Genomic DNA, 21,298 nt, shown 5'->3' with positions numbered 1-21,298 from the left:
TCGGGAGCTATTGCGGTGTCGTGGCCTCCGTTCCCGAGGAGCGGAGTTCGCTGCTGACCAGAAGGTGGAGCTGGGCGTCCAGCCATGCCCCCGAACGGGCCGCGAGAGCCTCCTCGGCCGGCCGGGCCCCGTCGTCCAGTGCCGCGACGAACGCGCGCAGCAGCGTCGCGGCGCGCGTCAGGCCGGTGCGGGACAGTGCGGTCGCCGCTTCGTCGATCCGCGCGCGGGCGGGGACGTTCAGATGGCGCAGCCCGCTGTGCGGCACCGCCGACATGGCGGATATCGCCTCCTCCAGCGCCGCAGTCAGCGGATCGGACGGCCGTCGCACGACCGCCGCCAGGGCCATGGAGCCGTCACCGGCGGCGAGATCGGGCACGACCGTCCCCGCCGGGGTGAGCACCCCGAGCGGATCGATCCGCACGCCACCGCCGAAGCGGTGCAGCGAACCGCTGATGTGCGTGGCGCCGCCCTCCAGCGCATCGGCCAGGGCGTCCAGCGCACCGGGGCACTCCGGGCGGTACTCCGACACCACCAGCGCCCTGCCGCCCGACGCGTCGCGCACCACGGCTTCGAGCCGCTGCTCGGCGGGGTCGTAACCGATGCTCTCCACGCCGGACAGCGCGACGACATGGACGGCCTCCGCCTCGACCCGAGGCCGGATCAGCCGCGGCGGCCTGCTGCTCCAGCCTTCCGTCAGGGCCGTCAGATCCCGTACCAGCAACGGCTCGGGCAGTTCCGTCCAGGCGGCGCCGACCGGGGTGATGGTCGTCGCGCCGAGCCGGCCCCTGGCGACCGTCAGCGCATGGCTCGGGGTGCGCCGGACGCTCTCACTGACCAGGCTCCCGGTGGCCAGCGAGGCCAGCGGGGTGGCGAGGACCCGACGGGTGGCCAGTCGGTGCGCGGAGAGTTCCTTGCCATCGGGGGCGGTCCAGGTCTTGCGCAGTACGAGGACGGTGCCCGCGCCGGGGTGGGCGAAGTACACCTCGGAGACCAGGGACTGACCGGTGCCGTGGACGCGGCAGCCGAGCGAGACCAGCCGGACCCGGCGCAACGGGGTGTCCCCGGCCTCGCGGTTGCCCAGCACGCCGGGATGAGCGGCCGCCCGCCTCCGGGCGTGCACCTCGGTGAGCAGGGCGGCGACCGACTCGGGGCGGTACTGGGCGGTGCGGTCGGAGTACGCCGTCAGCTGGTCGGCCAGCTCGGCGATCGCACCCGCCGGCCAGTGCAACGACCCGGCGCTCAGCGCGGCACCGGCACGCGCGAGGGCTCCGCCGTGCACGGGTCCGACATGGGCCACGCCCTCCGCCAGCAGTTCGTCCGCCAGCGCGAGGGCTGCGTCGAGCGCGGGAAGCGCCGTGGACGGCGCGGCGGTACGGCCGCCGACCTGGACGGGTACGGAACGCTCTTCCGTCCGAGTGGCGTCGGCGGCCCGGAACGCCCACACCGCGAGCGCCAGCACCTCACCGCGCAGCGCAGCGGCCGCGTCCGTCAACGCGTAGGCGATCTCGCCGGGGACCGGGAAACGCACCATGCAGGTGGGGAGCTCGACCCGGGGCTCGGGATGCCCGGGGGACGGGCGGTGCACGACGGCGGCATAACCCCGGTCGAAGGTGCGCCGGGCCGAGGCGACCGGACGGATGCCGACCGCGTCGGTGAGCGCGTCGTCGTCGGTGCTGCCCGGGGACCAGTCGGTGAACGCGACGGGGGCGCTGCCCGGATCGGCCTCGGAACCGCGCTGATGTGCCAGGACCAGGGCGATGAGATGGCGGCACACGCCTGGTGCGGCGCAGCTGCAGTCGCCCTCGTCCAGACCGGTGCCGGGCGGCAGCGACGTGGTGGTGCCGTCGTCGAACCTGGCTCGCACCGTGGTGTCCGGATCGGTCGTGAGCACGGGCACCGTCCCCGCGTCCAGCTCCTTCGTGGCACGTTTGACCAGGCCGCGGTTGGCGAGTGCCGCGAGCGTATCCGGGGTGAGGGCGAGCAGATCGGGGCGCACGGCGGCGCCGTTCCCCGCAGCGGTCACCGGCCCGGTCATCGGCCCAGCCTCTCGGCGACGAACTCGGCGAGCCGGCCCGGCGTCATCGCCCCGACGTGGGCCCCGGCCGCGGCGAGCTTCCCGGCCGTCACCCGGTCGTACTCCGGGTCGGCGTCCTCGTCGAGCGCGGCCAGCCCCAGCACGGTCGAGCCCTGCTCCACCAGCCCCCGCACCGCCCGCACCAGCCGGTACGGGTCGCCGCCCTCGTAGAAGTCGGTGATCAGCGCGACGACGGTGCGGCGCGGGTTCTCCACGAGCCCCGCGCCGTACTCCACGGCTCGTGCGATGTCGGTGCCGCCCCCCAGCTGGACCCGCATCAGCAGCTCCACCGGATCGGTCACGTCGGAGGTCAGGTCCACCACCTGGGTGTCGAAGGCGACCAGATGTGTCTTGAGACCGGGAAGGCCCCACAGACACGCGGCGGTCACCGCGGAATGGATGACCGATCCGGCCATCGAGCCCGACTGATCGACCAGCAGGATCAGCTGCCACTGCGTCACATGGCGGCGGGTACGGGAGTGGAAGTGGGCGCGCTCGATGAGCAGGCGCCGTTCGTCCGGCTGGTAGTGGGCGAGGTTGGCCTTCACGGTCTGCCGCAAGTCGAAGTCCCTCGCCAGCGGGACCCGACTGGGCTTGCGGGAGCGGGTGCCGTGGAACGCCCGGCGGATCTCCGGCTGAAGCCGGGCCAGGAGCTGCTTCACCACCGACTCGACGATTCGCCGGGCCAGTTGCAGCACCTGTGGGTTCATCAGGTGCTTGGTGCGCAGCACGGCGCGCAGCAGCGTCTGGCTCGGCTTGACCCGCTCCAGCACCGCGGGGTCGGTGACGATCTCCTGGATGCCGTACTTCTCCACGGCGTCCCGTTCCAGGCGTTCGATGGTCTCCTTCGGGAAGAGCCGGTGGATGTCGTCGAGCCAGTCGACAGCGGTCACCGGTGATGGTCCGTCGCCGCCCGTACGGGGAGCCGAACCGGAACGGCGCACCCCCCGGCGGGTGAGCTCGCGGTCGCGGCCGTAGAGCCAGTCGAGTGCGGCGTCCCGGCCGGCGTCGGACGGACCCAGCTGTCCGGTGTGCCGCTCGGCGGCGGCGCCGAGGACCAGCCGCCAGCGCTCCAGCCCCGCGTCGGGAGTCGTGCCGGAACCCTCCTCGGGCCCGGGTGGCCGGCCGGGTGCCTGTTCGGGCGTGGTCATGGGGTGGCTTCCAGTTCGTAGCGGGCCAGCAGTCGGGACACGGACTCCTCCAGTGCGCGGGCCCGGGCGATCAGCAGGGGGTCCGCGGTGGTCCGCAGCAGGGAACGCGAGGAGCCGCGCACCGCGCGCCGTTCCAGCAGACGGGCGGCGATCCGGTCCCGCTCGCGCGGCGGGAAGAACGCGAAGGCCTGGCGCAGCGCGGGCAGTCCGGACAGGAACTCGTCGTCGGACAACGCACCGACCAGGCCGTCCAGCACATCGATCAGCGACTCGGCCCCACCGCCGGGTCCGTCGTCGTCGCCCACCACGCCCGTCACCTCGTCGCGGGCGAGTGCGAACAGTCCGGCCAGCCAGTCGCCGAGCGCATCCGCACCGGTCCTCGCCACCGCACGCACCGCCTCGGCCGGATCCCCGGACACGCCCGGGGCCCCCGGGGCCCGCCCGAGGGACCGGGCCAGCCCGAACGAGGCCCCGCGCAGATCGATCGGCGCCTGCGGATCCTCGGAGATCCGCCGCGCGACCCCGGTCGCGACCTCCCGGGAGACGGAGAGCAACTCCGGTGCGTGCAGCACGGCGTCACGCACCGCGACCACGGCCCGGAGGCGGGGGAAGTCCACCCCCGACGAGCCGCGCGCACCCTCCAGCAGCCACAGCAGCCGCTCCGTCGCCCCGTCGATCACTGCCGCGAGCAGCGGACCGCGCGCCATGCCGAACACCCGGTCGTGCCGCCACAGACCGAGAGCCGTGGCGAGTATCTCCCCGAGCGGGCCACTGACCTGCAACTCGCGTACACAGGAGGAAAGTTCGCCGAGCAGCTGCTCCGAGAAACCGCCCATCCCGCACAGCACGGCGTCGAACAGCGCCCCCGCCAGCCCGTCGGCCTCCGCCGCATCGCCCCGCGTCCGCCCGGTGAGGGCGACGGCCGCCGCCTCGGCCAGAGTCGCCCCGTACGCCCCGGCTTCCACCAGCGCGGCCTCGCGCCCCAGGACGGGCCGCGCCTCCCAGCGTTCGGTGAACACCGGGTCGACACCGTGCGTGGGACCGGCGGTCCGCTCCAGACCGGGGATCCCCAGCACCCGCAGCCGGTGCAGCACCCGGCTCCGTTCCAGATCGGCGGCGTCCGTCAGATCGAGGCGGTACGTCGCCTCCGGGCCGCCGTCCAGCGCAAGCGCGGCCAGCTGCTCCGCCACGTCGTGCACCAGGGGCGGCGCCGGGGTATCGGGGTGGAGCCGCCCGATGCGGTCGCCGCCGCAGGCCGCGACCATCTCGACGACCGCGGGATGCGCCCCCGCCGTCAGCGTGCCCCGGCCCGTCCATGGCAGCGGCTGGTCCAGGTCGTCCGTGATCAGGGCGCCCGCCAGACCGTCCAGCACATCGATCCGGGCGGGGCTCGGATGGCCGCGCAGGGCCGTGAGCCCTTCGGACAGGCTCCGGGCGGCGATCAGATCGGCGGTGGACACCGGGTACTTCCGTGCCCGCAGCCGCTCGACGACCACCCGGAACAGGCCGTCCGCCGCGGCCTCGGGGCCCGCCTCCCACACCTGCTGGTAGTAGCCGGGCGACGGCATTCCCGACTGGTACCCGGCGAACGCGTCCAGTTTCCGGAAGGAGTACGGCACCAGGAAGCTCCCGGCCATGGCGTCGTCCGGCGGGGCGGGCACCACCGGCCACCCGTCCGCGCCGCGCTCCCAGCCGTCGCCGTCCGCCACGTCCCGCGCACCGGACCCGGTCAGCGCACGGAGTGCCGGCTGGTGGAAGCCGCCGGTGACCACCAGGACCGGCCGGTCACCGGCCGCCTCCACCGCCGCCCGCACCCACGCGGCCATGTATGTCTCCCGCGCCCGGTCGCCCGCGTCGGCCTCCGCGTCACCGCGCACCAGCGCGAAGTACGCGTCGAGCCGTTCGGTCAGACCGCCGTCCGGCTCGACCTCGAACAGGCGGTCCCACAGGGCGTCCGAGGAATCCACCGCGAACTGCCGGCACAGCCGCTCCGTCGCCTCCGCGTAACGGGCCTCCGCGTCGGCGTAGCGGTTGGTGCGCTCGGCGAACGCCGGATGCCAGGCCGGCAGATCGACGAACCGGACCTGCGCCCCGGCCGCCCGCCCCGCCCGCAGCGCGACCCACTCCGGCGAGTAGTCGCAGAGCGGGGCCCAGGACGTCGCGGCCCGGTGCCCGTCGCGGTAGTGGCTGAACACCGCGACCGGGAGCTCGTGCCCGAGCAGCAGCTCGTCCAGCCGGCCGTTCATCTCCGCGGGCCCCTCGATCAGCACCTGGGCGGGCCGGAGCTCCGCGACGGTCCGCTCGACGAGCCGTGCGCAGGCGGGGGAGTGGTGGCGCACCCCCAGGAACACCGCGGACATCAGTCGGCCAGCAGATGGCGTGCGTCGTGCAGGGCCTTCCACTGCGGTCCGCGACGGCGCGGCACCTGCTGCTCCAGATAGCGGCGCAGCCGGGCCAGGTCCTCCGGGCTGTCCTTCGCCGCGGTACCCGCCAGGCACGCCACAACATCGGCGGCACTGCCCGGCTCGCCGCGCAGGAACCAGCCACGCACCCCCACGGCGTGGGCGACGGACACGGCCTCCGCCGTGCTCATCACCGCCGACGGGCGGTCCGAACCGGCACCGCCCTTCTCACCGGCCCCCGCACGCAGCTCCCGGAACGTCCCGACCAGGACCTCCAGCACATCCCGGTCCGGCGGCGGCTCCACTCCCGAGCGCCGCAGCAGGGTCGTCACCTCCGCCTCGACCAGGGCCAGTTCGGTGTCCAGGTCGGGGATCGGGAAGACCGTCTCGAAGTTGAACCGCCGCTTGAGCGCCGCACTCATCTCGTTGACGCCCCGGTCCCGGGTGTTGGCGGTGGCGATCACATTGAAGCCCTGCCGGGCGAAGACCATGCCGTCCGGCCCGGTCAGCTCGGGGATGGCCACCACCCGCTCGGAGAGCAGCGACAGCAGCGAGTCCTGCACCTCCAGCGGACAGCGGGTGATCTCCTCGAACCGGACGAGCCTGCCCTCCGCCATGCCGCGCAGCATCGGGGCCGGAACGAGCGACCGGGGAGAAGGACCCTCGGCGACCAGCAGTGCGTAGTTCCAGCCGTACTTGATCTGGTCCTCGGTGGTGGCCGCGCCGCCCTGCACCGTCAGCGTCGAGTCGCCGCTGACCGCGGCCGCGATCAGTTCGGAGAGCAGCGACTTGGCGGTGCCCGGCTCGCCGACCAGCATCAGCCCACGACTCGTCGCCAGCGTCACCAGGGCCCGGTCCACCAGCGAGGGGTTGCCGACGAACTTCCGGCCGATACCTGTGTCCGCGTCACCGATGATGAACCGGCGGGCCGCACGCAGGCTCAGCTCCCAGCCCGGCGGACGCGGATCGCGGTCGTCCGCCCGCAGCGCCGCCAGCTCCTCGGCGTACCGCACCTCGGCCGGAGGCCGCTGCACCGGCTCCGCCCGGCCGCCCGGCGCACCGGCAAGGGTTTCTTCCCTCATGGTCACGGCGCGACGCCCTCGGTGAGTTCGGCCAGGTCACTCAGGAACTCGGACACGGCCACCGCGTCCAGCCCGGTGAAGCGGAGCCGGTATTCGCCGCGGTTCCAGTGATCGCCGGGCCGGCTGTCGAGCCAGACGGTCTCCAGGGTCTGGTCAGGGAACATGTCGACCACGCCGACTGCGATGCCCGGGTCCAACGCGATCACGAGATGGCAGTCGTCGCTCAGGCGCTTGGAGATCCAGCGCTCCACCCCGGCGTCCTGCGGCACCCCGCGCTCCCAGCCGCGCCGCTGCAGTCCGAGAACCTTCCCGACCGGCACCTTGAGTCCCTCGAACCTGGTGAGCCGATACCCGTCGGTCTCCTCCCCGGAGAGCGCGAGCACGTTCCGCCCGAGCTGCGGGAACGGCTGCAGGATCTCGTAGTCGGCGAACAGCTCGGACCAGGCGGCCAGTCCGTCGCCGAGGTGCAACGGGTGCGCGAGCCGCACCGTCGCGTCATCGGCCAGGACGAAGACGTCGTCCTCCGCGTCGGCGAACGTACGGTCCTCCGCCACCCGGAACGCGGTGACCGTCCCGTGCTCCGTGTTGCTCAGCCACACCAGTCGGCGCACCAGGTGCCACAGCAGCGGATGACCGACGAACAACTCCTGGAACTCCTGCGCCGTCCAGGAACGCCCGGTCACCATCGCGGCCTCCAGGCGCCGCACCTGCTCGGAGGAGATCGTCCGGACATCCTTCTTGAGCGCCATGAACCGCTTGCGCTCCGCCGGTGCGAGCTCCTCGTCGTCGCGGGCACCCGGCTTCGGGAGGTCCTTGCGGCGCTTGCCGTCACCGTCCAGCACGTACGGCCGCAACTGCTCGTCGAAACCGACCGTGAACGAACGGGTGCCGTAGTCGATGACCGTCGATCCGTCCGCGTCCAGCCCGAGGTCGGGCACGAGACGGTCGGAGAGCTGTTCCCCGGTCAGCCCCAGCCCTGCGGCCACCTCTGCGATCTTCTCCCCGGCCCGTACCTTGAGCCCCTTGAACTTCACCCGCTGAGAGATGCCGTGGAGATGCAGCAGAGCCACGTCGGTGCCGATGGCGGCCAGCACGTCGAGCCCTTCGACGGCCCGGTGGTGCGCCGACTCACCGGGCCAGGACCGGACGACCGGAGTGAGACGGCGGACCGTCTCGTCGTCGCCCAGCAGCCCCAGCGCGTGCAGCGCCCACGACTCCTTCGCGGGCATGTTCGCCAGCCGCCACTGCTCGAAGACGGCCCAGGCGAACTCGGCGAGCGAAGCGGGTTCGGCCGATTCGGTCAGCGACGCGATTCCCGGATACACCTCACCGGGCTTCGACAGGGCCAGCATCATCAGGACGTGGCGCACCGCCGCCGCCGGCAGCGCACCGCCCGACCGGACCATGATCTGCGGCAGCACCGAAGGCTCCGCCCAGCCCGGCAGCACTGGCATCCTGGCGGGCAGCGCCCGCTCCAGCGGATCGGCGGCCAGCAACTCGTCCACCGCTGCCGCGGCCTCGGCACCGTACCCCCGGGCGGCCTCGCGCACCACGTCGTCGCCGTGCGTCGCGGCGATCGACATCAGCGCCTGCTCGGCGGCGCTCCGCGCGGCGCCCGCCTTGCCCACGGCGGCCGGCACCAGGAGCGGGGCGGCCGCCACACCGTGCCGGGCGAACCAGGCACGAGCGGTCGCCGAGGTGGACTTGAGCCGGACCGACCAGTCCGCCATGTGCCGGGCGACATCCGCATCGACGAACGGGAGCAGCAGCGGGGCGAGCGAGCTCGGCTGCCTGGGCACGACGCGCAGCAGCAGCGGCAGCGCGGTCAGACCGAAACGCGCGGCGATCGGCTTGAGGGTGTCCTCGGCGTCCCAGAGATCGGTCGGGTTCCAGTTGGCGAGCAGGGGGGTGACCACTTCCTCGTCGCCGTGGACGAACACCCACGCCGGTCGCAGATCATCCGCGGCCGTGCCGTGACGCAGGACGTCGATGTACTCGTGCATGTCGCCCTGGTTGCGATCGCGGGTGTACCAGGAGGAGGCGGCCGCCCAGGCCGCCTGCTCCTCGGGCAGCCACTTCAGCGTGGGCTCGGACACCGGGACCAGCCCGGTCAGGGGCTTGGCCCTGACCGTGGTGCGGGGCCGGGACCACGGCGGAGCCGTCAGCACGGCCGGCAGCGCGTCCACCGGTGCGTCGGCGACCAGATCCACCGGATCGAGCAACGGTTGGACGATCTCCACGACCTCGGGGCCGAGCTCGCCGAGCGCCAGTGACACCACCTCGCGGTGGGCACCGACATGACCTCGGAGCAGTTGCAGGGAGAGGGAAGCCGCTGCCGAACCGCCGCCGGCCCCGGTGGCCAGCAGCCGCACCGCCCGCACCGGATAGCGGCGCATGGCTTCGAGGAGCGAGGGGCGGACGTGCTTGGAGTCCGCATGCGCCAGCAGGCCGAGGAAGGCCTCGTCCGTGGGCAGCTCCACCAGGGCTTCGGCGGCGAGCTTCAGGCTGTCCGAGTAGTAGTGGTTGGCGTCGAGCGCCTCGGCCAGTGACGGGGCGATGGCCGGGCCGACGCCCTCGGCGACAGTGGCGATGGTCGCCACACCGAGGGTGTGATCCGGGCCGTAGGGCAGCAGCGGCAGCTGGTCGGGCGAGTACAGCGAGCTGAACACCATGGCACGCAGCGTGCGGTCCTGCTCCGCGTGTACCGCCGGGTCGGCGACGAGGTCGTCGACCCAGTCGGTCTCGCTCGGGACCAGATAGGAGACGATGATCCTGCGCAGGGTGTCGGTGCGGCACTTCGCCAGCGCCTCAACCGCCGCCCGGTAGGTGGCTTCGTCGGCCGCGGCGAGCAGCGCGCGGACCCGGTCGATCGGCGATCGGTGGTGAGAGGCCCAGTACGAGTGGCGCGGGCCCGGGAGCGCCATCAGCCGGGGCGCGCCCCGCTTGAGGCCGCTCTGCTGCCAGTTGGCGTCGACCGAGAACACCTCGGTCGCGGCCCGTGCGGCGAACACGAGGCCGTAGCGCTCCGACCAGAAGTCCGCCCACCCCGGAATGTCGGCGATCGCGGTCAGCGCGGCCGCGCCGGCCGGTGTGGGGGCCCCGTCGAGGTGGGCGCGCAGCGCCTCGGCCGTCACCGTGTCCGAATCCGGCGAGTCCGCGAACTCCTCGATCCAGGCCGCGTCCTCGGCGAGCTTGGTCTCGATCGCGGCGATCGCCTCCCGCCGCAGCTTGGACGGCCCGCGGCGCACTCCGCCCCGCCGCGGGTGGAGCACCCGCTTCCAGTTGTCGGGCAGGGTGAAGGTGTCCTCGTCGGGGAGAACGGGCGCGCCCGCGTCCGTGACCACGTCAGCGGAGGCCGCAGCGGCCGGGGCAGCAGGTGCCGAGGCGGATACCTCGACCTCGCGGTACCCCTTCCTCTCCTTCTCCGCGATCGTCTTCACGACCTGGGCGGCGGCGGACTCGGCCGACGCGTACTCCTTGGTCTGCGTGCGCCCTTCGCTTCCGCACCGCCCGTAGCGCACCGTTACCACGGCGCCTTCGGCCTCGGTCTCCCAGAACTTAGACGCAGTGCCCTCGACATACTCCCAGCGGCGCACAGCTCCGCCCCCTTCCCACCCACAGCCCGCTCCGCCGCAGGCTTTTCGATCAGTGGTGCCACAGTAGAACGGAGCACTGACAACGCAGCGTGACCGGGGCGTCCTGACGGTAAATCCGCAGGTCAACAGCTGGGTTGCAGGCTTGCGCAGGCCACGCGGCTCCGGACGGTGACGAGTGGCGCGTCATACCGGGCTGTACCGGAGAGCCCAACCCGTAATCGCGCCCGGCCGTGTCAGGGAGCGGAGACGGCGCGCTCGCCACCGGACGGTGCCCAGGACGGCGCCACACCGGTGACCTGGCACACCATCAGGAAGAGCGGGATGGGCGGGGTGTAGGGCGTGCGGTTGTCGGGCTGGTGGATCAACCGGGGCCGGACCGCAGGGACGTACGCCCCCTGCGCGTAGAAGGCCTGCGCGGGCCAGTCCAGATCCAGGTCGGAGCCCGCGGGCACGATCCACCACCAGCGCTCGGCGTCCGCGAAGACGCAGCCGGTGCGCGGCAGGTGGGACATCAGCCGGAAACCGTACCGGGCCGGCACCCCCACCGCGTCGCAGCCCAGGCTCGCCGACAGCGCGGGCGGCAGCGGCAACGGCACCGTGACCGCCGCACCGGAGACGGGCCGCAGCTCACGGGGGCGGCGCGGGCCGAGCAGGTGGGACATCGCGTTCTTCAACATGAGCGCTCCGAGCCGTGCGGCAGTTCCGCCCAGACGATGCGGCCCGAGCCGTTGCACGCGTCGCGGGAACCCCACGAACTGGACATCGCGTCGACGAGCAACAGGCCGCGTCCGTGCTCGTCGTCACCGGTAGGGCACAGCTGCGGTCCGCCCGGCTGGTGTCCCTGGTCCTGCACGGCTATCCGCAGCCGTCTGTCGAGGCAGCGCAGCTCGCACACGACGCGAGTGCTCATGGTGTGCACGACCGCGTTGGTGACCAGCTCGGAAACGATCAGGATCGCCGATTCGTGGGCGTCCGCGTCGAGCTGCCACAGGTCGAGCCGGGCCCGGGTCAGCCGCCGTGCGCCGGCCACCGATTCGGGGTGCGCGGGCAGGGCGAAGCAGTACCGGAGCGCCTCCGTCCCGGGACTGAGATCCATGAGCCGGGGGATGAGCGCACTGCCAGGTGCCACAACCGATTCCTCACAGTGGGGGCTGCGTCACGCTCCGCGCACTCATCTGAATGAGGGCGGTCGCGACATCGTGAACTGGTTCACTCACCAACTCTCCCCCTGTCGTGAACACTTGGCAAGGGGCACTCTGAAAATTTCAGAGTGGCTGTGTTCTGGTCGGCCCGCGCATGGCACACTGCTCAAAAACAGCGCATGGGGAGGTCTGAAGTGAGCGAACCGCGGTCCGCCCCGACCGTGGGTCAGGTCGTTCTCGGCAAGCGCCTGCAGGATCTGCGGGAGCGCGTCGGCCTGAGCCGTGACCAGGCTGCAAAGGTGCTGCGGGTGGCTCCTGCGACCATACGCAGGATGGAGACCGCCGAGGTCGCTCTCAAGATCCCCTATGTACAGATGCTGCTGAAGGCATATGGGGTCTCCGACGACGAGGCCGAGGCCTTCGTGGAGCTCGCCGAGGAGGCCAACAAGCCCGGCTGGTGGCAGCGGTTCCACGATGTGCTGCCCGACTGGTTCAGCATGTACGTCAGCCTTGAGGGGGCCGCGAGCCTGCTGCGCATGTACGAACCGCATTTCGTCCCCGGACTGCTGCAGACCGAGGACTACGCGCGCTCGGTGATGCGCACCGGAGCCGTGGGCCAGACCAGACCCGAGGACATAGAGCGTCATGTGGCGCTGCGGATGGAGCGTCAGTCCCTGCTGACGCGGCCGGACGCCCCGAAGCTGTGGGTGGTGATGGACGAGACGGTGCTGCGCCGTCCCGTCGGCAGCGTCGACGCCATGCGGGAGCAGATCGACCGGCTGCTCGAAGCGACCGAGATGCCGCATGTGACACTGCAGATCGCGGAATTCTCGACAGGACACCACCCGGGCACCTACGGCCCGTTCGTACTCTTCCGCTTCGGTGTCCCCGAACTCCCCGACATGGTCTACAGCGAGTACCTGACCGGTGCCGTCTATTTCGACACACGCCCGGAGGTGGCCTCCTACCTCGAAGTCATGGACCGCATGGCGGCTCAGGCCGCGACTGCACAACGCACGAAGGAAATCCTCCGGGACTTCCGCAAGGAGCTGTGATGGATCCCATATACAACGGCATGCCGGCCGCCGAACTCGGCTCCGAGGGCTGGCACAAGCCGTGGAGTGGTGGGAACGGGGGCAATTGCGTCGAAGCGATGAAGCTGTCCGACGGCAGGGTCGCCGTACGCCAGTCCGCCGACCCGGACGGCCCGGCCCTGATCTACACTCCGCGCGAGATCGCCGCGTTCATCCAGGGTGCCAAGTCCGGTAAGGCGGACTTTCTGCTCACCTGATCCGCGGCCTTCGGCCCGGCCCCGCACCCGGACCGGCCTTCTTGCCCGAAACACCGGCGCCGGAGCCGTCCCGGCCGCACACTCTTGTTGTTCGCCGACCTCTGGACCCATGGAGCGCGCTATGACCGGGCACGACCCCCGAGCCATCGAGATCGACACGACCAAGCCTCATCCCGCCCGGATGTACGACTGGTTCCTCGGCGGCAAGGACAACTACCCGGTCGACGAGGAGATGGCCCGGCAGCTGCTCGCCCTCGACGCGCGGGGGCGCGACATGGCCCGGGTGAACCGAGCCTTCATGCACCGGGCCACCCGATGGCTCGCCGAGAACGGCATCCGCCAGTTCCTCGACATCGGCACCGGCATACCGACCGAGCCGAACCTCCATCAGATCGCCCAGCGGACCGCCCCGGACGCGCGCGTCGTCTACTGCGACAACGACCCGATCGTCCTCGCCCACGCGGCGGCCCTGCTGCGCTCCACCCCGCAGGGCGCCACCGAGTACATCCAGGCCGACGCCCGCAAGCCGGAAGCCATCCTCGAAGAGGCCGGCAGGGTGCTCGACTTCGACAAGCCGATCGCCCTGTCGCTCCTGGCCCTGCTGCACTTCCTGGCCGACGAGGACGGCGCGGCCGAACTCGTCGACCGTCTCGTCGAGCGGCTCGCCCCCGGCAGCTACCTGGTGCTCTCGCACACCACCGGGGACTTCGACCCCGAGCGCGCGGCACAGGCGTCCGAGATGTACCGGGCCCGGGGGATGACGCTGTGCCTGCGCTCGCACGCCGAGGTCTCCACCTTCTTCGACGGACTCGAACTCGTCGAGCCGGGGGTGTCGCTCTCCGCGGACTGGCACCCGGAGCTCGGCGAAGTGGTCGAGGTCCCCGGCGACGAGCCGATCCCGGGCTATGCGGGCGTCGCCCGCAAGCCCTGACCTCGCTCTCCGGGTCCGGCCCGGTCCGGACCAGGAGGCCCCGGCGGCGCCTGAGCCGGACCCGCCGCAGGTCACAGGGACCGGCCCCTGAGCCGATCACGCCGCAGGTCACAATAGACACATGTCACGACGCACGAAACGACCGGGACGACCCGCCCCCGCCGCAGCACGGCCGCCCGCGGTCACCGCGGACTCGCCGTGCCCGTGCGGCCTGCCCGCCACGTACGCGGACTGCTGCGGCCGACTGCACGCCGGGACCGCCGCCGCGCCGACCTGCGAGTCACTGATGCGCTCCCGGTACGCCGCCTTCGTCGTCCGGGACGAGGCGTACCTGCTGCGCACCTGGCACCCCGATACGCGGCCACCCGCAGTCGACTTCGACCCCGGGATGCGATGGGTGCGCCTGGAGGTTCTGGAGACGACGGACGGCAGCCCGTTCCACACCACGGGTACGGTCACCTTCCGCGCGCACTACACGGACAACGGACGGCCGGACTCGCTCCACGAGAAGAGCCGCTTCGTCCGGCACGACGGTGCCTGGGTGTACGCGACCGCGGTCTTCGTCGACTGACACCCCCGGCGCCGCGGCCCGGCCCCTTCAGGCCGTCCTCCCGGCCAGGACCCGCTCCGGCGACAGCTCCTGCGCCAGGTCCTCCGCCAGCAGCCGCTTGGCGATCACGTCCACCGCGGCCCTCAGCTGCCGGTCGTCCGGCCGTGCCCCGTGCTCGTCCAGGCGCTCGTTGAGCCACCGCGCCCACGCGTCGGTGATCGCGGCGGCCTCCCGTCTTCCGGCGGCGGTGTGCGTGAACACACGGCCGTCGCCGGTGAGATAGCCCTCCTCGATCATCCGGTCGAAGACCGGCACCAGTACCTCGGGCGGCAGCCGGTGCCGGGTCGCGACCAGCCGCAGACCCGCGTGGCCCACCATGCGGGTGAACAGCTCGACCTGCATCACCGCCCAGGCGCCCGCAATGTCCAGCCGGGTGTCCGAGTCCGCGACGATCCGCCGGGCCGTGTCCGGACCCACCCCGTGCAGGATCTTGGCCACGGCGAATTCGAGGAGCTTGGCCGAGTCGCCGGCGCCCGGCTGCGCGAAGCCCTCGCCCATGTCCGTGGAGCCGACCCGGGCCGTGTCCCGCAGCTTCACCTGCTTCAGGAAGAGAGCGACGAAGAACCCCAGTACCGCGACCGGCACCGTCCACAGGAACACCGTGTGCAGCGTGTCCGCGTACGCCTGGGCCAGCGGCGCGGACTGCGCGGGGGGCAGGCCGTGCAGTCCCGCCGGGCTCTGCGCGGCCTTCGCCAGAGTCGCTGGGTCGCCGCCGGCTCGCGCCGCCGTGGCGACACCTTCGGTCAGATTGGGCTTCAGCGCGTTGGCGTAGATCGTGCCGAAGACCGCCGTACCGAAAGAGCTGCCGAGCGTACGGAAGAACGTCACGCCCGATGTCGCCGTACCCAGGTCCGCGTAGTCGACCGTGTTCTGCACGGCGATCGTCAGCACCTGCATGGCCAGACCGATGCCGACGCCGAGCACCAGCATGTACAGCGACTCCAGCCACACCCCGGTGCCCGGGCCCATCCGGGAGAGCAGATACAGCCCCACCGCCATGACCAGCGAGCCGATGACGGGGAAGATCCGGTACTGGCCCGTCTTGGAGACCACGTTGCCGCTGAAGATCGAGGCGACGAGCAGTCCGAGGACCATCGGCAGCGTCCGTACGCCCGACAGGGTCGCCGAGTCCCCGTCCACGTACTGCAGATAGGTCGGCAGGAAGATCATCGCACCGAGCATCGCGAAGCCCACGGTGAAGCTCAGGACCGAGCAGACGGTGAACACCGGATTCCGGAAGAGCCGCATCGGCAGCATCGGCTCCTGTGCCCGGAACTCCACGAGGCAGAAGAGCCCCAGTGCGACCAGGCCGCCGGCGAAGAGACCGAGGATGACGGGGGAGCCCCACGCGTACTCGTTCCCGCCCCAGCTCGTAGCCAGGATCAGCGCGCTCGCGCCGACCGTGACCATCGCGATGCCCAGGTAGTCGATGACGGGCCGGCCGGCGGCCTTGACCGAAGGGATCGTCCGGGCTGCGGCGATGACCACCACGATCGCGATCGGCACATTGACGTAGAACGCCCAGCGCCAGCTCAGATGGTCGGTGAAGAGTCCGCCGAGCAGCGGCCCGATCACCGTCGAAACCCCGAATACCGCGCCGATCGCGCCCTGGTACTTGCCGCGTTCGCGCAACGGGATCACATCGGCGATCAGCGCCATCGAGGTGACCATCAGTCCGCCGGCCCCGATGCCCTGCAGCCCGCGCCAGACGATCAGCAGCGTCATGTTGGTCGCGAGGCCGCAGAGGAACGAGCCGGTGATGAAGATGACCGCCGACAGCTGGAAGATGATCTTCCGGCCGAACAGGTCGCCGAACTTGCCCACCAGGACCGTGGCCACCGTCTCCGCCAGTAGATACGCGGTCACCACCCAGGACATATGGGCGGCGCCGCCGAGGTCCGAGACGATCGTCGGCAGCGCGGTGCCGACGATCGTCTGGTCCAGGGCCGCCAGCAGAATTCCCAGCACGATCGTCGCGAAGACGATGTTCCGGCGGCGTGGGTCGAGTACGGGCGGCGCGGCGGCACTCTGCACGACGGGGGCGGTCTCGCTGGCAGTGGTCACGCTTGCACCATCACACCGGCCCGCGCTTCGTGCATGTGGGGGACGGCCGGACGGGTCGTCAGGCCGGCAGATCCCGCAGGGAAGCCTTCAGCCGGGTCACGAACGCCTCCCGTACGGGCCCCGCCACCCGGTCCAGCGAGAGATACGGATTGAGGTCCTCCAGCTCGACGAGCAGCAGCTCGCCCCGCGCGGTCCGGCAGGCGTCGACCCTCTGGATGCCGTGGTCGAGGGTGTTCCACTCCACGAAGCCGCGGGCGAACGCCAGGTCCGCAGCGTCCGGCGCGTACGGCTCCAGCACCCACCGCCGTTCCGGGTCCGGTGCGTACAGCGCGTACTGGAAGTCGTGGTCGATGAAGTAGAAGGACACCTCGTAGCGGAAGTCGATCCGGGGCTGGACGAGCATCGTGCCGTCCTCGCCCGCCGGCAGCGCGGCCTCCCGCACGAACCGCAGCCCGGCCGAGTCCGCCCCCAGCTTCGGCTTGATCACGTACTCGGGCGCCTCGGGCAGCGCTCCCAGGTCGGCCGCCCGGTCCACGGTGGGGATGACCGGGTGCCCGGCCCGGCTCAGATCGACCAGGTACTGCTTGCCCGCCATGTCCCCGCGGCCGTGCAACGGGTTGTAGACCCGCGTGCCCAGCTCCCGTGCCCGTGCGCGGAACGCGTCGTACGCCTCCTGGTAGTGCAGCACCGGACCGCTGTTGCGTATGACGACCGTGTCGAAGCCGTCCAGCAGCGCGGCGGCGTCCCGGGGGTGACAGAGCGCGACGTCGAACTCCTCCCGCAGCCGTGCGGTCAGGTGGATGTCCTCGTCGCAGTAGCGGCGGCCACGCGCCTGGTAGGCGAGGTCGGTGACGAACAGGACGGACGGTCGCGGGCCGGCTGGCATGGCGTTCTCCCAGGGGGTGCGTCGGCGGGCGGCTGATCAATGACCTTCACGGCGTTGCCCGTTCACGACCCTGGAGCGCCATGACGTCTGCCCCGCACGAGCCGGCCGCATCGCAATCGCCGTCGCTGCCCGACATTCTCTCGCCCGCCTTCGCGGCCGATCCCTACGGGGCGTACCGGATCACGCGCGAGAGCGCGCCGCTGATCCGGCACGAGGCCACGAACAGTGACATCGTCTCCCGGTACGAGCACGTGGAGCGGGTCTTCAAGGACCGGACGGGGGAGTTCACCGCCGACAACCCATACCGGCAGACCGAACCCGTCCACGACCCTCCAGCTCAGCGGCCGCGAGCACGCCGTCCGCCGGGCCCTGGTCGCCCCCACCTTCCGGGGCGCGGACCTCCAGGGGAAGCCCGACCTGCGGCTCGCGGACGGCTTCACCCCCACCGAGCACGGCGTCTTCACCCGGGGCAGCGCTCGCTGCCGGTGCGGTTCACCCCGGTCACCGGCTGAGACCGGGGCGGCCGGGTACCAGGGCCGTGAGCCGCCCCGTCGCCCCGCTTCGAGACGGATGTGGCGAAGGTGTCACCAGGAGCTGCCGGGGCGCACCGCGAGCCGGGGGTGGTGGGCAGCGAGGACCTTGTTGGCGCGGGCCAGTTCCGAGAGTGCCTGCTCGCGGTCGGCCCGGTCCTCGTCGCAGAGCCGCGGACCGCGGAACCTGCGCACCTCGCGCGCGGCGCAGTCGGCGTCGAATTCCGCCTGGAGGATGTGCGGCGGGATGCATGACCCGATCAGCGCGGCAACCCGGTCCGGGATCGGCACGGGGACGAGGAGGTGTGAGGCGGTCATGAGGGTCCCTCTCGCAATGGTCGGCCAGGAGGCTGGTTCTCGGCTCGGCCGCCGGGTTGCGGCGGCCGATATCTCCATGTGTACGGGACGCGGTTCCCGGTTTCTCGTTGAGAACGTCTCCGTGTGGCAACCGTTTGAGAGTGACCGTCTATTTCGCCTTACCCGTAAGTAAGTTGACTCATGGTGAGGACCGTGATCCGGCTGAAGGCCGGCTCAGAGCGCTGCTTCGTCGCCACGGGCCCGTAACTGGAGTGCCCGCAGCACGGCCTCGGTGGAGAACCGGCTCTCGGGATCGGTCAGTTGCTCGCCGAAGATGGACTCCAGGTTGCGCATCCGGTAGCGGACGGTCTGCGGGTGGACGTCCAGCAGCTCGCCCATGTGGGCCGCGGTGCCACGGGTGTCCAGCCAGATCCGCAGGGTCTCGACCAGCCGCTCCCGGCGGGTGGCGCTGATCCCGGAGATCGGGGCAAGTTCGCGCTGGGCGAGCTGGTCGACCAGCACCGGGTCGGAGAGCAGCCACAGGGTGATGAGGTGGTCCTCGCAGAGGATGACGGGCGCGTCGTCGAGGATTTTCGTGTCGACGAGTTCGAGCACGCGCCGGGCCCAGCGGATCGAGTCCGAGGCCAGGGCGGTGGGCACGGTCAGGCCGATCGCGGCGTGGGTGCCGAGGAGTGCCTCGTCCAGCATGCGTCTTCGGGCTTCGTCAAAGGCTCCGGGGATCAGTAAGTGAGGTTGGGGGGCGCTGAGATCGGCCAGGACGTCGCGGCCCGCCACGGCCCGGTCCAGCGTCGCGGGGGAGCGGACGGCGACCAGGGTGACTTCCTCGGGAAGCGCCCAGCCGGTCTGTTCGCAGAGCTCGGCGATGGCGGTACGGGGGGCGGGGCGGCCGGCCAGGATCAGGTGCAGCAGCCGGCGGCGCATGGCCTCGGTCTGTTCGCCGGTCTGCGACTGCACCTCCAGGAAACCTTCCCGGGACAGGGATTCGAGCTCGTCGATGTAGGCGAAGAGCGCGTCGGCGAAGCTGAGCATGAGGGTCGGCGAGAAGTTGTAGCTGCGGCCGACCTTCTTCGCCCGGCGCAGCGCGACCCGGGCCCCGAGCCGGTAGGCGCCCTGGAGCGTCTCCATCGTGCGCCCCTCGTACGCCTCGAAGCGGCCGAACCGGCGGCACATGTCGTCGCGCAGCGAGGTCGAGGCGGACGGCTCGGCGACCAGGTCCACGAACGAGGAGAGGCTCTGCTCGACACCGACGCGGATGGCTTGTCCGTTGGGGCCGCTGAGCAGCCGGGCGTACTCCGGATAGGTTCGGGTGACCTCGACGCCGATCTCCTTGATCAGACTCGGCAGTTCGGGCCGCATGATGGCGGCGAATTCCTGGGGGAGCGGCCCGAGTGGATCCCCCGTGTCCCACGGCTGAATGAGTTCTGGCATGACTGTCCCCTTGCTCTCCGGCGCCCGGTGGGGGGTCAGGCGGTGGGGAAAGCGCTCCCACGGACCGACAGGTGCGTACCAAGTCCGCGATGAAGATAGACCAAGTGAGCTGCACTGCCCACTACTTCTGCAAGGTCGACGTGCAGGGGACACTCATTATCGGCCGCATTGTGGACGTCGGCGCAGGTGGGCGGCAGTGCTCACTTTCGGACAATGTATTTTGGCCGCTTGTTGCCCGACGACAAAGGCCGACGCCGCCCAACTCGGGTCGGTGGGTGGCGGGCAGCGGGTGCAGGAATCGGTGGTCGGCAAAAGCGGCGGCGACGGTGTCCACTGGGTGCTGGGACCGCCTCGGGCCGGACTCCCCGGTTCCCCGCGACCGGGCATCGCCGCCGGTCGGGCTTCCTGCCGCAGGACGGTGTCCATGGCCGGCGAGCACGCTCTCCGCACCTCGGCATACGCATCCGTTGACAAGCTCCAGGCGTGCTTCTGCTCATTTCTGGATCAAAAAGCGGTTATCGCAAAAGATCTTATCCGGCAGGATTGTGTCGTCGTGTTTCCCGCAAGTAACATCACGGCTCGACCAATTGAGGCATGTAATTCGTCGGTAAATCACCGCTCGACCTTCCGGCTCCGGATCCACCCGCGCAGTAACTCCGAGACGGTGCCGTCAGTGTTCCATCGGCGCAGCTGAGCTCCGGAAAGTCTCGTCCACAACACACGCAGTCACTCCTGGCGTCGATGCCGCCTGCGTTGAAACCGGCCAACTCCATGTATGACGCCGCCCAACTCCATGCATGACGCCGCCCAATGGGGTGGCAGCCAAGAGGGGATGACATGAGAATCGCTTCGACCGGAGCGCGTGCGGGGCTGCTGGCAGCCTGTACCGCGTTCGTCGCCGTGCTCTCCACCGGAACGGCCACCGCTGCCGCTCAACTGAACGGACACTGGGGGCCGTTCAGTCGGTGCCCGGTGGACGCGCCCGCCATGCTGGCGGCCGACGGCGTGACGGACATCGCGACCTGTATCTCCTCGCATTCGGCCGGCGGGTCGATCAAACTCGGCAATACGCAGGTGGTGACCGGCAACACCGACCTTCAACTCGGTGTGATCCAGCACAGCGACGGCACCACGTCACTGATCGCTCCCACGGAGGGCGCGCTCGTCGCCGATTCCGCGGACCTGCCGGGTGGCCTGCTCGGTCTCATGTGCCCGAGCGGTATCCCCGTCGTCTCGGGAATCTGCAACCAGATCACCAACAGCACTCTCAACAAGGTGACCGCCACGATCGAACCGGCTGGAGCCCCGAGCGACTTCAATATGGCCGCGAGTTTCGGCACCGGCCAGCCGATCCTGTCGATTCCGGTCCGCATACATCTGCGGAACCCGTTCCTCGGCGACAAGTGTTACATCGGGACCACCTCGAAACCCATCGTGCTGAAGCCGCAGAACACGACGGCCCCCTCCCTCTCGCTCCAGCAGTTCGCCGGGGACGGGACGCCCAGTGACACCGGCGAGATGGGGCGTTACGTCTTCGAAGGCGCAGACCAGGGCGACTTCGGCTATGCGGTTCCGGGCGCGAGCGGCTGTGGTGCGGGCCTGCTGGACTGGGCGGTCAACCTGAAGACCAGCCTGCCTTCGGCGGCGGGCAAGAACAACGTCGTGCTGAACAGCGCCGAGACGTACTTCGCGAGCCCGTACGACCCGGCGTCCCTGGCCCCGGACGAGGGCAAGGCGCTCTCGCGGTACTGGCACTCCGCAGCGCGGTAGATCCCGTATTCCTCGGCCACACC

General features: G+C 71.1%; 16 protein-coding genes and 1 pseudogene. 6 read left to right on the top strand and 11 right to left on the bottom strand.

From position 1 onward, the window contains the following. Positions 1-7: 7 nt before the first annotated feature. The 7 genes from ACIRJP_RS27165 to ACIRJP_RS27135 form a co-directional block, all read right to left on the bottom strand. On the bottom strand, positions 8-2,035 hold the full coding sequence (locus ACIRJP_RS27165) for a hypothetical protein (RefSeq protein ID WP_404179265.1): 2,028 nt from the start codon (positions 2,033-2,035) through the stop codon (positions 8-10). Then, entirely contained in the window at positions 2,032-3,225 is a 1,194-nt protein-coding gene (locus ACIRJP_RS27160; protein WP_404179262.1) for a VWA domain-containing protein, read from the bottom strand. The genes ACIRJP_RS27165 and ACIRJP_RS27160 overlap by 4 nt, the downstream gene beginning before the upstream one ends. After that, a complete protein-coding gene (locus tag ACIRJP_RS27155; protein WP_404179259.1) occupies positions 3,222-5,585 on the bottom strand; it encodes a DUF5682 family protein in 2,364 nt (787 codons plus the stop codon). The genes ACIRJP_RS27160 and ACIRJP_RS27155 overlap by 4 nt, the downstream gene beginning before the upstream one ends. Then, positions 5,585-6,715, bottom strand: a complete 1,131-nt coding sequence (locus tag ACIRJP_RS27150; protein WP_404179256.1) for an AAA family ATPase — start codon at positions 6,713-6,715, stop codon at positions 5,585-5,587. The genes ACIRJP_RS27155 and ACIRJP_RS27150 overlap by 1 nt, the downstream gene beginning before the upstream one ends. Then, on the bottom strand, positions 6,712-10,305 hold the full coding sequence (locus tag ACIRJP_RS27145) for a DUF4132 domain-containing protein (protein ID WP_404179253.1): 3,594 nt from the start codon (positions 10,303-10,305) through the stop codon (positions 6,712-6,714). The genes ACIRJP_RS27150 and ACIRJP_RS27145 overlap by 4 nt, the downstream gene beginning before the upstream one ends. 233 nt (positions 10,306-10,538) lie before the next feature. Continuing rightward, positions 10,539-10,982, bottom strand: coding sequence for a hypothetical protein (locus ACIRJP_RS27140; protein WP_404179251.1), 444 nt, complete (start codon positions 10,980-10,982; stop codon positions 10,539-10,541). After that, the gene (locus ACIRJP_RS27135) at positions 10,976-11,434 is read right to left on the bottom strand and encodes an ATP-binding protein (RefSeq protein ID WP_404179248.1); all 459 of its coding nucleotides are present in this window, start codon (positions 11,432-11,434) and stop codon (positions 10,976-10,978) included. Before ACIRJP_RS27135 ends, ACIRJP_RS27140 begins: the two co-directional genes overlap by 7 nt. A gap of 207 nt (positions 11,435-11,641) precedes the next feature. Here ACIRJP_RS27135 and ACIRJP_RS27130 point away from each other — a divergent pair, with 207 nt between their 5' ends. From ACIRJP_RS27130 to ACIRJP_RS27115, 4 genes are all read left to right on the top strand, one after another. Continuing rightward, positions 11,642-12,502 (top strand): helix-turn-helix domain-containing protein, encoded by an 861-nt coding sequence (locus ACIRJP_RS27130; protein WP_404179245.1) that lies wholly within the window; start codon positions 11,642-11,644, stop codon positions 12,500-12,502. Beyond that, positions 12,502-12,738 (top strand): DUF397 domain-containing protein, encoded by a 237-nt coding sequence (locus ACIRJP_RS27125; RefSeq protein ID WP_266728102.1) that lies wholly within the window; start codon positions 12,502-12,504, stop codon positions 12,736-12,738. The genes ACIRJP_RS27130 and ACIRJP_RS27125 overlap by 1 nt, the downstream gene beginning before the upstream one ends. Before the next feature lie 121 nt (positions 12,739-12,859). Further along, the gene (locus tag ACIRJP_RS27120) at positions 12,860-13,669 is read left to right on the top strand and encodes an SAM-dependent methyltransferase (RefSeq protein WP_404179242.1); all 810 of its coding nucleotides are present in this window, start codon (positions 12,860-12,862) and stop codon (positions 13,667-13,669) included. A 121-nt stretch (positions 13,670-13,790) separates the two neighbouring features. Next, entirely contained in the window at positions 13,791-14,240 is a 450-nt protein-coding gene (locus ACIRJP_RS27115) for a YchJ family protein (protein ID WP_404179239.1), read from the top strand. A 27-nt stretch (positions 14,241-14,267) separates the two neighbouring features. On the opposite strand, the gene ACIRJP_RS27110 is transcribed toward ACIRJP_RS27115, so the two are convergent. Together ACIRJP_RS27110 and ACIRJP_RS27105 are read right to left on the bottom strand one after the other, a co-directional pair. Next, the gene (locus ACIRJP_RS27110; protein ID WP_404179236.1) at positions 14,268-16,343 is read right to left on the bottom strand and encodes an MDR family MFS transporter; all 2,076 of its coding nucleotides are present in this window, start codon (positions 16,341-16,343) and stop codon (positions 14,268-14,270) included. 58 nt (positions 16,344-16,401) lie between these two features. Next, positions 16,402-17,229 (bottom strand): hypothetical protein, encoded by an 828-nt coding sequence (locus ACIRJP_RS27105; protein WP_404179233.1) that lies wholly within the window; start codon positions 17,227-17,229, stop codon positions 16,402-16,404. Between the two features lie 80 nt (positions 17,230-17,309). On the opposite strand from ACIRJP_RS27105, the pseudogene ACIRJP_RS27100 reads away from it, so the two are divergent. Continuing rightward, a pseudogene (locus ACIRJP_RS27100) lies at positions 17,310-17,640 on the top strand (cytochrome P450); the annotation flags it as partial. A 173-nt stretch (positions 17,641-17,813) separates the two neighbouring features. On the opposite strand, the gene ACIRJP_RS27095 reads toward ACIRJP_RS27100, so the two are convergent. Beyond that, on the bottom strand, positions 17,814-18,077 hold the full coding sequence (locus tag ACIRJP_RS27095) for a hypothetical protein (protein ID WP_266728090.1): 264 nt from the start codon (positions 18,075-18,077) through the stop codon (positions 17,814-17,816). Between the two features lie 213 nt (positions 18,078-18,290). Continuing rightward, positions 18,291-19,505, bottom strand: a complete 1,215-nt coding sequence (locus ACIRJP_RS27090) for a helix-turn-helix domain-containing protein (protein WP_404179230.1) — start codon at positions 19,503-19,505, stop codon at positions 18,291-18,293. 837 nt (positions 19,506-20,342) lie between these two features. On the opposite strand from ACIRJP_RS27090, the gene ACIRJP_RS27085 reads away from it, so the two are divergent. Beyond that, on the top strand, positions 20,343-21,275 hold the full coding sequence (locus tag ACIRJP_RS27085; protein ID WP_404179227.1) for a hypothetical protein: 933 nt from the start codon (positions 20,343-20,345) through the stop codon (positions 21,273-21,275). The last annotated feature ends 23 nt before the right edge of the window (positions 21,276-21,298 follow it).

This window comes from Streptomyces sp. NPDC102437 (genome assembly GCF_044765565.1).
Taxonomy (GTDB): domain Bacteria; phylum Actinomycetota; class Actinomycetes; order Streptomycetales; family Streptomycetaceae; genus Streptomyces.
This window is presented reverse-complemented; position numbering and strand designations above follow the sequence as displayed.